The following is a 12,374-nucleotide window of genomic DNA, read 5'->3' on the forward strand; positions in this document are numbered from 1 at the left end:
TCAGAATCTGTTCATGCGTGATATTTGATCACAAATCGGATCACAAATGAATATTTTATCTTTAGGAAAAACATGACGGAACTCATTGCCGTCGCCATCATCACCATCCTGGCCGTCATCAGCCCTGGAGCAGACTTTGCCATGGTCACCAGGAATAGTTATCTGTATGGTCGCCGTGCAGGCCTGCTGGCCGCCAGCGGCATCGCGCTGGGTGTGCAAGTGCATGTCATGTATACCATGCTGGGCGTGGGCCTGCTGATTGCAAAATCACCCAGCCTGTATTTTGCCATCAAGATCATAGGTGCGATCTACCTGATCTATATCGGTTACCAGACTTTTTTTGCCCGTGCCGTCATCAGTGCAGAGGCAGGGGCAGGGCAGAAGATGGGTAATTGGCCGGCCTTGCGTGCTGGTTTCATGACCAATGCCTTCAATCCCAAAACCACTTTATTTGTAGTCAGCACCTATACCCAGGTGGTACAAATTGATACCAGCGTGCTGGCACAAATCGGTTATGGCTTGTTCATGTCTGTCGCCCACTGGATATGGTTCAGCCTGGTGGCCTTGTTTTTTTCAGACAACCGCCTGCGTGCCGGCATGCTCAGGCAACAAGTTGTATTGAACCGTTTTATCGGCGCCGTGCTGATCGTCCTTGGTGTGTCGTTGGCTGGCTTGCCCGCATTGCATTAGTCATACACTTTTTTCTGCCTGGCCGAATTCTGTGCAGACCCGGTTGCGGCCAGACTCTTTGGCCTGGTACATGGCCTGGTCAGCATTCAGAAACAAGAGTTCGCTGCTGATTGCCGCATTCGGTCGCAGACTACAGACACCTATACTGACGGTGACCCAGGCAGAGCATGTTGATGCAGGATGCGCCAATTGCCTGGCTTCCATGGCGGATTGCACCTGACATGCCAGGTCATGGGCATCTTGCTGACCGGTATTGGGTAACAGGATCACAAATTCTTCGCCACCGTAGCGGGCTATCAGGGTAGCTGGTGGTGACGCAATTGTGCGTAAGACCTGTGCAACTTGTTGCAGACAGCGGTCACCTGCCTGATGTCCCAGGGTGTCGTTGTAGTGCTTGAAGTGATCTACGTCCAGCAAGATCAGGGAAAGTTCTTGCTCATTCTCGACGGCGTATTGCCAGATGTTTTCAAGGCTTGCATCAAAATGGCGACGATTGGCCACATTGGTCAGGGCGTCCATACTGGCTTCTCTGCGCAAGGCATGTTCAGACAATTTGTGGCGGGTAATATCATGCAGCAAACCGACAAACAGCGGCTGCCGTACAAACATGGGCATGATGGATAAATCGACATTGAGCATGGCGCCGCTATGATGTTTTATTTGTACCTCACGACTGCCATGCTGCGGGATTTGCATGCCCGAACCATCACTGGCGATGCGGCTGAAATAATGATGGTATTCCTGGCTGGCAGCAGTATCGAGCAAATCAAAAATCGAATGCCCCTGTAATTGGTCCGGTGCATAGCCAAACAGGTAATCTGCCGCAGGATTGCTGGATTGTATGCGGCCATCTGCTTCTATGATGAGCAAGCCTTCTGCCATATTGTTGACGATGGCACGCATGCGTTCTGCCTGTTCTCTCTGCTCCAGGATATAACTGCGTATCTGCAATTGTGTTTGTATGCGAGCCTGTGCTTCTTCCATCCGTACTGGTTTATTGATATAGTCGGCCGCACCCAGATTGAAGCCTTCGACGATGTCCTGGGTATCCGTTTTTGCCGTGATGAAAATAATCGGTGTTTCCCTGGTCTGCGGATTTGCTTTCAGCATGCGGCAAGTTTCAAAACCGTCCATGCCGGGCATCATGACATCCAGCAAGATCAGATCCAGCGGCACCTGGGCGGCAATGTTCAGCGCACCCTGACCAGATGTGGCAACGAACAACTGATGCCCATAAGGTAACAACATGCCACGCAAGACTCCGATGTTGTCCGGCATATCATCGACGATTAACAAGGCCATTTCGCGATTCCTGGCTGGATTGCTGCCTAGTCTAAACATGCTCGGATCCTGTCATCAGTTCGCGTTCCAGACCATCCATGTCATATTGCATCAGATAATTCGTCAAATGACTGGCCAAAGCTGCTTCTACGGTGCCGCATTGTTTCAGTTCAGCCAGAGTGGATTCCAGCCCACTGACCCAGCCTGTTCTGGCTGCTGTCAGCAAGCGCTCCCGGAATCGTTCTGGCAACTTGACCATGGTGGGTTTTGTCAATATCTCAGGCGAGTCTTCTGTCTTGCTGGTAAAGCGCATGCCCAGTTGCTTGCCTAGACAGGCATAGATGGTGTCGAACAAGAAGGGTTTGCCGATGAAGTCATCAAAACCTTCCAGCATATAGTGTTCGCGTTCATGTAGAAGAGCTGAGGCCGTCAGTGCCACGCATTTTGGCTGTGGTTGTGGCCATTCTGCGCGTATGTGACGCATGGCTTCTATCCCATCCATGACCGGCATGCGGATATCTAGAAAAATAATGTCGGCAGGTGTTGCGCGTAGGCTTTCCAGGGCAGTTGCACCATTCTCGGCCTGCCTGACTGTAGCCCCCAGGCTTTGCAGCATGCGCGCTAGTACATCGCGGTTTTCTTCTATGTCATCTACCACCAGGACGTTCAACTGCTGGTCGGGCAAGAGGCTGATTTTACCGTGCACAGGGCGGTTGCTTGTTGGTGTGGCATTTTGTATGCGCAACAATTCCAGTTCAAAATAAAACCGGGAGCCATGTTCCGGCGTAGATGCCAGTTGCAAGCGACTGCCCATCAGCACCACCTGGCGATTTGAAATGGCCAGTCCCAAACCTGTGCCACCGCGCTTGTTGTTTGGTTCCGCCTGATGGAAGGGAACAAACACCAGGGACTGCTGTTCTTCGGGTATGCCAAGACCAGTATCCCTGACTTCAAAGCTGAGGCGGGCGTGATCAGGTTTGTCGCTGGCACTTTCTGTGATCGTCAGAACGACCTCACCACAATCAGTGAATTTGACAGCATTACTCAGCAAATTCAATAAGACCTGACGCAGTTTTTCACCATCGCCCAGTAAGTAACTTGCCGGCGCAAAGCTGGTCGCGCAATGCCAGTGTATCCCTTTTTGTGCACAACGCATGGCAAAGATGTCGCTGACCTCGGAGACCAGGCTCTCCAGGTCGATTTGCCCAAATTCCAGAGTCATGCGGCCTGCTTCTATTTTCGATAGATCAAGTATGTCATTGATCAGATTGAGTAAATGCACGCCTGACTTTTCTATCGGTGCGACTATGCTTGCCAGTTCGGCGGGCAAACGATCGTCCTTGCTCAAGAGTTGCGCATATCCAAAAATGGCATTAAGTGGTGTCCGTATTTCATGCGACATGTTCGCCAGGAAAATTGATTTGGCATTGTTGGCTTTTTCAGCAGCGAGTTTGGCCAATTCCAATTCATTGGTACGGCGTATGACTCTTTGCTCCAGGTCACGGTTCAGTTCCAGCACTTCTTGCTGGGCAAGCTTGGCCTCGGTGACATCGGTGGCGACGACCACATATTGCTGGGGCTGATTATCATGATCCATGAAGGGCACGACACTGGTGTTCATCCAGTAAGACTTGCCCAGGCTGGATTTCCCGGCGACCGTGCCTTGCCAGATGTCGCCTTTATCCATGGCCACCCATATATCGTTCAATGCACTGCTGGTCGTGGATTGCAGACATAGATGATCAAATGTCTTGCCCATCAATTCAACGGCATTGCAGCCTGAAATTGTGCAAAATTTGTCATTGACGGCGATGATGTTGCCACTGCGGTCCAAAATCACATAGATGGCATGCTGGTTCAAAGCCGTTTCCAGGTTCTGGATTTTTTTCAAGGAATTGCCGAGCGCCTTTTGTGCCGCCATCATCTCGCATAAATTGTCATACGCGCGCAAGGCACAAACTACCATGGTAAACAATTTGCCGCCGCCCAGTTCGGTCTTGCTTTTATAATCGTCAATATCAAAATCCATGACGATACGGTGCTCTGGCACCAGCCCGGGCTGGCCTGTGCGCAAGACGATGCGTACCAGATGATTATTCAATTCATTGCGTATTCTTTTGACCAGTTGCAGGCCAGCATCGGAAGTCTCCATGATGATATCGAGTATCACCAGTGCGATATCGGGAGTATCGCGTAAGATCACGAATGCCTCTTCCGAACTGTAGGCACTGATAAACTCAAAGCGACGTTGACGAAAGCTTTGGTTGTCCAGGGCATAGCAAGTGGCGGTATGGGTGTTGTGATCGTCGTCGACGATGAGTATGCGCCAGGGAGGTGAGCGCCTGAGTATTTCTTCTTCTGCAGAAATCACGGGAGTATCATCCAGATACTCTGCCGTGTTTTCCTGTTTATTTATGGACATATTTTTTCCTCATGCTTGAGCCTGGATAGCTACGTCTACTCATTTACATTTCTGTGGCGATGATGCGGCTAACCTCATCACACTGGCGGGTTGGCAAGGCATTCGATAGGACATCCAAAAGTTGCTTTCCATTCTGACCAGCATGCGGCACCTGGCTGGCGTAGGCAATACTGATACCACCTGCCTTCTCGCGTTCTGTGCTTGAGGCAGGTATTTTTTGCTTGAGCAAGAGCATGAGTTCATCTCTCAACGTATGGGTCAGAAATGCTGTTGCTTCCTTGCTTAAATCTGGCACGAGCAAGGCAAATTCATGCTCGGCGATACGTGCCGCCAAACCATTGCGGCGGTTGGCTTGCACTAGCAAAATCCTGGCAATTTCTTGTAATATCTGATCGCCAGCATGGCGTTCTGCATGGTGGTAGCAATCTTCACGTTGATGGATGCGTATCTGCAAAAGTGAAACTGGCATGACAGTGGACAAACAGTATTGCCAGCATTGTTCCAGAGTTACTTCAAAACGTCGCAGATTGGCCAGATTGGTCAAGGGATCGCAGTCTGCCGCCAGCAAGCTTGCATGATGCTGCAATTCTGGTTGGCGGTCCCTCAGTAAGCCCACATAATGGCGTTCTTGTAAAAAGACCGAGGCCAGGGTCAAATCCATATTGAGGGCTTTGCCGCTGCTATGCTGCACGCAGACTTCGCTGGGGCCGCAGTGGGTTGGGCTACTGATGTTAAGGTCGCTGTCTGTTGAAAAAAATTTGAGGCAACTGGCAGGCTGGCGTTCACTTAAGAGTGAAGTGATGGATTTGCCTAGAACCTCATCACCGGTGTAACCCAAGCCAGCATGGCAAGCCGGATTGCTAAATGTTATTTGGCCCTTGGCATCCAGCAAGACCACTGCCTCGGACATATTATCGACAATGAGTTTGAGTTTTTCTGTTTGCTCTTGCTGAACCAGCAGGAAATGCTGTTTTTGTAAATGCATTTTTACCCTGATCAATAACTCGTCCACGCGTAGTGGCTTGCTCAGGTAATCGACAGCACCTGCCGCAAAACCTTTGGCGATGTCTTCGGTGCTATTGGCAGCAGTAATGAAAATGATAGGGATTTGTTCAGTTGCTGCCTCATTCTTGAGTCGCCTGCAAGTCTCAAAGCCATCCATGCCTGGCATCACGACATCAAGCAAGATCAGGTTGGGCCGTACTTCGTGTGCGATCAGCAGCGCCTGGGCTCCTGAAGTTGCTGCATAAATCTGGTAACCCGCTTGTTGCAACGCGGCATACAACAAACCTATATTCGGCGGCGCATCATCGACGATCAGTATGCTGTCGTTTGAGGCATGGCCATGCCCTTCGCTTGCGGATTGATGAATCAAAACTCTCCCCTTTTACACCACGGTGTTTGGTCAGAAAGTAAATAATGATTTGCTTATTATCAGGGTTTAGCAGAGAAGCAGCTCGGTTTCAAGACATATTCACGAAGTTAAAGATGATTGACGTTGTTTTTATACTGGCCTACAATCACGGCAGGTGCTAAGGGGCGCCTTCCCGCACAAGAGGCTCTCACCCTGCAAATGCACATCCCTATTAATGTGATAATTGCCATGTTTCGTTTGACGTCAGCGGGTCGTCGATAAGCGAACTGGAGTTCATCATGTTATCGTCATACTACCCATCATTGTTCATTGCCCTACAGCCCATATTGACTGGAGCTACAGCATGAACGCACTTACTACAGAAATCAAAACGCGTGCTCGTTTATTGCAAAAATTGCTGGAGACACGTAATACCGCAGCCAGCAAACGCGCCCTGATCTTAAGCCGCCAGCGCAACTGGGAAATCCCTGAAAGCTGGCAACTCAAGCACTGCATGAACCTGGCTGCAGCCGACGCCGGTTTTCAGAACTGGGAACATGCCCGCATCGTCCTCGGTGGCGAAGTCAAACCTGGTGAAGACATGGGGGACTTCTGGCATGGTCCCGAAGTGGCTGTTTTCATCAATCACTGGTATGCCAGTTATGCCGAAGCGCAGCAGCAATTGCGGGCTAATGAAGCTGGTTATTTGCTGCCCTATCGCTGTCAATATCTGGTCGTTACCGGTGATTATCTGCAGGCGCTGGGTATTAGTGGTGCACCTGAATTCTGGAATGTTATCGGGCATGATCTGGTGCAGGGTTATGGAAGCGCAAGCTGGCTGAATCTGGCGCAGCAGCGACTGCAATCCAGTCGCACGGAACGTTTCAACGCGAACTGGGATGCTACTAAAATCATGCTGGATTTGCAGTCTACTGACGTTGAAGCTGAGCGGGTGATGAAGTCCTTCGTCAAGAACGGGCGTCTGGTGAGTATTCCTGAGCAGCGTAAAAAACGGCTGGTGATCTTGCGCTGGCTGGTGGAGCAATTACAGTTTGAACGGCGTTACGTGGAGGCTGATATCAATGCGTTTTTGCTGCAGTTTCATGCTGATTTTGCGACCTTGCGGCGGGAGTTTATTATGAATGGATTGATGGAGAGGGCTGAGGGGGAGTATTGGAGAGTGTGATTGGCATGTTGGTATTTTGATGCCGATGAACTTAACAACTTCTATGCCTACCTGGCTGCTATACCTTCAATTCAACGGCAATAAGATTAACGTCATTCCACCGGGCTGGCGCCCCAGCGGCGTTCATGGTATGCCGTGTCGTTCGTTACATGTGGTGCTTTGATTAAAAGGATTACCCTTCGTGGATGCAAGCCGGGTTTCGGCCCGGCAGCCGAAATCCTTTCTTTGCGTCGCCAAAGAAAGAATTCAAAGAAAGGCGACCCAGGCGTAGTCGCCCCTGCGGGGTTCCCGTTTGTGCAGTACAAAAAATGGGAAGGCCCGAAACTCGCTACGCTCAGACAGCGGTCCTTCTTAATCCATTTTCTGTACTGCACAAACGGCGCCTACACATGGGAACTGCGAAAAGTCAAAAGCAACGTCAAATTCAACAGCAACGTCAATACGACCGCAGCTTATTTTCTTCATACTCAATCGATCAACCGATTTACTCCACCCCAACCAGCAAAGGCAATCTGACACTTACCGCCAACCCCCCACCCTCACGATTGGCAAACCCTACTTCCGCATGCAGTTGCAGCGCCAGTTGCGCCACGATCGCCAAGCCCAGACCCGCACCGCCGGTATCACGGTTGCGGGAGGATTCGAGTCGTACGAAAGGTTGCATGACTGCGTCCCACTGGTCTTCGGGGATGCCGGGGCCGCGATCCTGCACGGTGATGACTGCACACTGCATATCGCTGCCCAGGATAACCTCCACTTCGCTGCCAAATTTCAGGGCATTGTCGATGAGGTTGCCGAGCAGGCGGGAGAGGGCCAGGGGGCGGGTTTGTATTATCTGGCTGCTATTGCCACGCAGGCCGACTTGCTGGCCGGTGTCGCAATAGTCTTGTACCAGGCTGCCTGCGAGGGCGTCGAGCTTGATCTTGCTGCTGGCTTCCTGATCGGCTTGCAATTGATTTTGTACCTTGGCGTAGGCCAGACCTTGCTCTACCAGTTTTTGCATGGCTTGCAGGTCAGCCTGCATCTTATCCCGATGGGTATCGTCGTCCATGAGTTCTGTGCGCAGGCGCAGGCGGGTGATGGGGGTTTGCAGGTCGTGAGTGATGGAGCCCAGGATTTGCATGCGTTCCGCCAGATATGTATCTATGCGTTCTTGCATGTTCTGGAAGGCGGTTGCGGCACGGAATACTTCACGCGGTGCCCGGACAGGGAACTGTGGCCTGGCACCTGGCTTTACCATCGCATCGGCTGCTTCAGCCAGCATCGCCAGCGGGCGTGTCGCTGTCCTGACTGCCAGCCAGGCTGCCAGCATGACGATGGCAAGCTGTACGCAGAGTAGCGAGAGCATGCTCCACTGTATGTTGTAAGGTGATGCGGTGAGGCGAATAGTGATTGGTGCTCCATCGCTCAAGGCCAGATGCAATTGCAGGATTTTTTTATCGCCTTCCGTACTTACGCTGATCCTGATCTTTGCTGGATGTTCGAGGTTATTTTTAATGGCCTCTATGGCCTCGTTGGCAATGTCCAGATCTATGCTGTCCGTGGCATCCGCAGGGGCCGCCTGCAAAGTATATTCATAGTTGTTGCGGGCCAGTTTGCCCAGCCAGGCCTGGCGTTCGCTGACTGGCAGGCGGTCGAGAAAGGAAATCGCATTGGCGACATCCTTGCCTACCGAATAGACCATGTGATTTTTCCTGACCTGCATCTTGTCCCATTGCGACGAGGCAAACGATAGTGCATAGGCCATCAGCAGGGCACTCAGTAAAATTAGGCACAGGCGACCAAACAGGGTGTGCGGCCAGTGCGGGCTTTCGATGAGATGCATCAGACTTCCTCATGTGCGGTGACTTGTGCACAAAATACATAACCTTCGTTGCGCACGGTTTTGATGTAGCGCGGCTCGCGCGCATCATCACGTAAGTGCTGACGCAGGCGGCTGACCAGCAAGTCTATGGAGCGTTCGAACAGATCGGCATCGCGGCCCTGGGTCAGGTTCAGTAACTGGTCACGGTTAAGCACCTTTTGTGGATGCTCGACAAAGACTTGTAGCAGACGGTATTCAGCCCCGCTGAGTGTCACCATGACGCCGTCTTTATCGAGCAGATGGCGTGCCAGGGTATCGAGTTGCCAGTCACCAAACTGCAACATCGCTGATGGTCTTTGTTCACGCAGCTTGGGCGGCAGCATGCGTGTGCGGCGCAAGACCGCTTTGATCCTGGCCAGCAATTCGCGTGCGGCGAAAGGCTTGGTCAGATAATCGTCGGCACCCATTTCCAGTCCGACTATGCGGTCAGTTTCTTCTGCACGTGCCGTCAGAAAAAACAGGGGAATGACTCTGTGCGGGCCAGAGCGCAATTCACGACATAGGCTCAGGCCATCTTCGCCCGGCATCATGATATCAAGCACGATGAGGTCGATGGCACTTCCTTCGAGCAAGGCGCGCATTTGCTTGCCGCCTGCTGCCGTGCTGACCTTGTTGCCATTCTTGCGCAAGTACAGGGCAGTCAGTTCGCGTATTTCTGCATCGTCATCAACGATGAGGATGTGATCCGGGGATTCAGTGTTTTCCATGCGCTGGACTTTGCATTCATATTTGACGGTTCGTTCATGAAGCTTTATAGCCTAAATCGCAGCAGGGACAAAATCTTTTGTATCCCAGTGTATCTGAATGCCGTCGGCACATATGTAGATGCAAATAAGGCATTTCCTGACATGTGCCAGATACCTTGCTCCTGTCTAATGATCTTGCCGTGATGAATTCATCACTTCTATAAATCAAGGAGAGTCAACATGAAAAAGCAAATTATCCTTATCACCACTTGCGCCACTTTATTGATGAGTGCCTGGTCTGCCCAGGCGCAACAAGCGGGTTTGTCTGATTATTATCTGGCACCGGTGGAGGCTGAAATTCAGGCCCATAATCATGCCAACAGCAAGGCTGGCGCAGTCGCAGGCATCTGGCTGACACAGAGTGGTAACCTGGAAGTAGAGATCAGTAAATGCGGCCAGGCCTTGTGCGGCAAGGTCAGCCGTGTACTGGAAGCATCTGCTGCGCCTGCAATGGGCAAGACCATCATGGCAGGTTTCACTCCTACCCTGTCTACCAAGGCCGCCACCTGGTCAGGCAAGATTTTCAACCGTGCTGATGGCCAGACTTATGATTGTCAGATGCGCATGCTGAGTTCAACCGAGCTGGAAATCACGCCCTACAAGGATAGTCCTGAAAATGGCCGCAGCCAGGTGTGGACGCGCGTATCCAATACCGTTACTGCGCAAAAATAAAAAATGGGACATCGTGCTTGATGTCCCATTTTCTTTTTACATTGAGGCTGGTTTGTTGCTGACTGATTGCTGGCTTACGGCAGCAATTCAACTTCACCCGGCAACAAAGTATTGGCTGGCAAGGCATCGAGTCGTTTCAGGCGCTCATAGTAGGGCGTGAAATCTGGTGCCGTGCCATCAAACAATTGCTGGAAATTGTCGATGACAAAATAGGTTTCCTGGAAGCTGTCTATCTTGTACAGAGTTTGCAGGCAGCGTTCGATCTCGAGGCGGATGTGGCGCGAAGGTGTGCCAGGCTTCAGGCAATATTCGACTTCACCGCCAGATGACAAGATGCCTGCGCCATAGATGCGCAAACCCTTATTAGTTTTGATGAGGCCAAACTCCACCGTGTACCAGTACAGGCGTGCCAGATAATCCAGACCGCCCAGCTTCATCGCCTTCAAGCCCCCCTTGCCATACAACTGCATATAGTCGGCAAAGACTGGGTTGAACAACAGTGGCACATGGCCGAAATAATCATGGAAGACATCGGGTTCAACGATGTAATTGAATTCTTCCGGCTTGCGCAACCAGACCGTGATCGGGAAGCGACGATTGGCCAGATGTTCAAAGAACGTCAGCTCAGGGATCAGGCCAGGCACGGCGACGATGCGCCAGCCAGTAGCGGCAAACAATTCTTCTGAAGTACGCTCAAATTTTGGTATGCCACCCGAGGCATCCATCTTGTGCAGTGCTGCTATGAACTCATCGCAGGCACGGCCAGGCAAGAGTTCCATCTGGCGCTGGTAGAGCTTGCGCCACAATTCATGTTCTTCTTCTGTGTAGGCATCCCAGTCCTGGGCGACGACGTATTGCTCGTCGGCTTTTTCATAGTTGCCACGCAGGGCTGCGCCATTGGATTTTTCAGCAACGGTGGCGAGGAAATCGTCGTTGCTGACAGTAGTAGCGGAAGTAGCGATAGTATCCATATTTTTCAGTGAAAAAGGCCGGCATCAGATGATGACCAGCCTCTTTCATATCTCCATTAGCTGTTAGCGAAATCAGACAGTTGTTTCGTCTTTGATGACGCCACGACGGATCTGATCAAGCTCGATAGATTCAAACAGGGCGCGGAAATTACCTTCACCAAAACCCTGATCGCCCTTGCGCTGGATGATTTCAAAGAAGATAGGTCCGATGACCGTGGTCGTGAAAATTTGCAACAGCAATTCGCGCGATGTTTCTGTGCTCTTACCATCGATGAGTATGCGCAGCTTGCGCAATTCTTCCAGGTTTTCACCATGACCAGGCAGGCGGCGGTCTACCAGATCATAGTAAGTTTCTATGGTGTCCTGGAAAACCACGCCATTGGCCTTCATGCCGCCAACGGTGTCATAGATATTGTCTGTACCCATGGCGATATGTTGCACGCCTTCGCCGTGGTACAGGTCCAGGTATTCAGCGATCTGGGATTTGTCATCCGAAGATTCATTGATAGGAATACGGATTTTGCCGCAAGGTGAAGTCATGGCTTTGGACTTCAGGCCTGTGTGTTTGCCAGCGATATCGAAGTAACGGATTTCGCGGAAGTTGAACAGGGTTTCATAGAAATCCGCCCATTCCTTCATACGGCCACGGTGTACATTGTGGGTCAGGTGGTCGATGTAAGTCAGGCCCTTGCCGACTGGATTGGAATCCACGCCTGGCAACGCCACGAAGTCAGCATCATAGATACTGATATTGCCGATGGCACCTGCATCTGCGCCATCTTTACCATGCCAGCGATCAACGAAATAAATCAGGGAATCACCGATGCCTTTGATGGCAGGGATATTCAATTCCATAGGGCCGGTCTTATTGTCAAAACCCCAGGCGCCCAGTTCCAGTGCGCGCTTGTAGGCAGCGTTGGCATCCTTGACGCGGAAAGCGAATGCGCAAACGGATTGACCATGCTTGCGGGCAAATTTTTGTGCGAAAGAATCAGGTTCAGCATTGATGATGAAGTTCACGTCGCCCTGACGGAACAGTGTCACATCCTTGGTGCGATGCTTGGCTATCGCGGTGAAACCCATGGTGAGGAATAATTCGCCGAGTGCTTTTGGATCGGGTGCTGCGTACTCGATAAACTCAAAGCCATCGGTACCCATAGGGTTTTCCCAAGTTTGGATTGTCATGCC

The 12,374-nt window shown here is 51.4% G+C and carries 10 protein-coding genes; 3 read left to right on the top strand and 7 right to left on the bottom strand.

Annotated elements, in window-relative coordinates; all coding sequences use genetic code 11:
* Positions 1 to 72 precede the first annotated feature (72 nt).
* Positions 73 to 690, top strand: a complete 618-nt coding sequence (locus Q8K39_RS14570) for a LysE family translocator (protein WP_305261237.1) — start codon at positions 73 to 75, stop codon at positions 688 to 690.
* Here Q8K39_RS14570 and Q8K39_RS14575 read toward each other — a convergent pair whose 3' ends face one another.
* Genes Q8K39_RS14575 through Q8K39_RS14585 form a run of 3 tightly spaced genes read right to left on the bottom strand, consistent with a single transcriptional unit; the run spans position 691 to position 5,768 of the window.
* Positions 691 to 2,031 (bottom strand): diguanylate cyclase domain-containing protein, encoded by a 1,341-nt coding sequence (locus Q8K39_RS14575; RefSeq protein WP_186953199.1) that lies wholly within the window; start codon positions 2,029 to 2,031, stop codon positions 691 to 693.
* Positions 2,024 to 4,393 carry a response regulator gene (locus tag Q8K39_RS14580; protein ID WP_305261243.1) on the bottom strand — a complete coding sequence of 790 codons (2,370 nt, stop codon included), beginning with the start codon at positions 4,391 to 4,393 and terminating at the stop codon, positions 2,024 to 2,026. Before Q8K39_RS14580 ends, Q8K39_RS14575 begins: the two co-directional genes overlap by 8 nt.
* Before the next feature lie 43 nt (positions 4,394 to 4,436).
* On the bottom strand, positions 4,437 to 5,768 hold the full coding sequence (locus tag Q8K39_RS14585) for a response regulator (protein WP_305261245.1): 1,332 nt from the start codon (positions 5,766 to 5,768) through the stop codon (positions 4,437 to 4,439).
* 343 nt (positions 5,769 to 6,111) lie between these two features.
* Between Q8K39_RS14585 and Q8K39_RS14590 the strand changes: the two genes are divergently transcribed.
* Entirely contained in the window at positions 6,112 to 6,933 is an 822-nt protein-coding gene (locus tag Q8K39_RS14590; protein WP_305261247.1) for a DUF2087 domain-containing protein, read from the top strand.
* A 484-nt stretch (positions 6,934 to 7,417) separates the two neighbouring features.
* Here Q8K39_RS14590 and Q8K39_RS14595 read toward each other — a convergent pair whose 3' ends face one another.
* Positions 7,418 to 8,758, bottom strand: coding sequence for an ATP-binding protein (locus Q8K39_RS14595; protein WP_305261249.1), 1,341 nt, complete (start codon positions 8,756 to 8,758; stop codon positions 7,418 to 7,420).
* Entirely contained in the window at positions 8,758 to 9,504 is a 747-nt protein-coding gene (locus Q8K39_RS14600) for a response regulator (RefSeq protein ID WP_305261250.1), read from the bottom strand. The genes Q8K39_RS14595 and Q8K39_RS14600 overlap by 1 nt, the downstream gene beginning before the upstream one ends.
* 219 nt (positions 9,505 to 9,723) lie before the next feature.
* Here Q8K39_RS14600 and Q8K39_RS14605 point away from each other — a divergent pair, with 219 nt between their 5' ends.
* Positions 9,724 to 10,215 (top strand): DUF2147 domain-containing protein, encoded by a 492-nt coding sequence (locus Q8K39_RS14605; RefSeq protein WP_305261251.1) that lies wholly within the window; start codon positions 9,724 to 9,726, stop codon positions 10,213 to 10,215.
* Positions 10,216 to 10,289: 74 nt separating this feature from the next.
* On the opposite strand, the gene phhA is transcribed toward Q8K39_RS14605, so the two are convergent.
* Both phhA and hppD read right to left on the bottom strand, forming a co-directional pair.
* The gene (gene phhA, locus Q8K39_RS14610; RefSeq protein WP_305261252.1) at positions 10,290 to 11,186 is read right to left on the bottom strand and encodes a phenylalanine 4-monooxygenase; all 897 of its coding nucleotides are present in this window, start codon (positions 11,184 to 11,186) and stop codon (positions 10,290 to 10,292) included.
* Between the two features lie 72 nt (positions 11,187 to 11,258).
* The gene (gene hppD / locus Q8K39_RS14615; protein ID WP_305261254.1) at positions 11,259 to 12,371 is read right to left on the bottom strand and encodes a 4-hydroxyphenylpyruvate dioxygenase; all 1,113 of its coding nucleotides are present in this window, start codon (positions 12,369 to 12,371) and stop codon (positions 11,259 to 11,261) included.
* Between the last annotated feature and the right edge of the window lie 3 nt (positions 12,372 to 12,374).

This window comes from Undibacterium sp., from assembly GCF_030683615.1.
Classification (GTDB): Bacteria; Pseudomonadota; Gammaproteobacteria; order Burkholderiales; family Burkholderiaceae_D; genus Undibacterium; species Undibacterium umbellatum.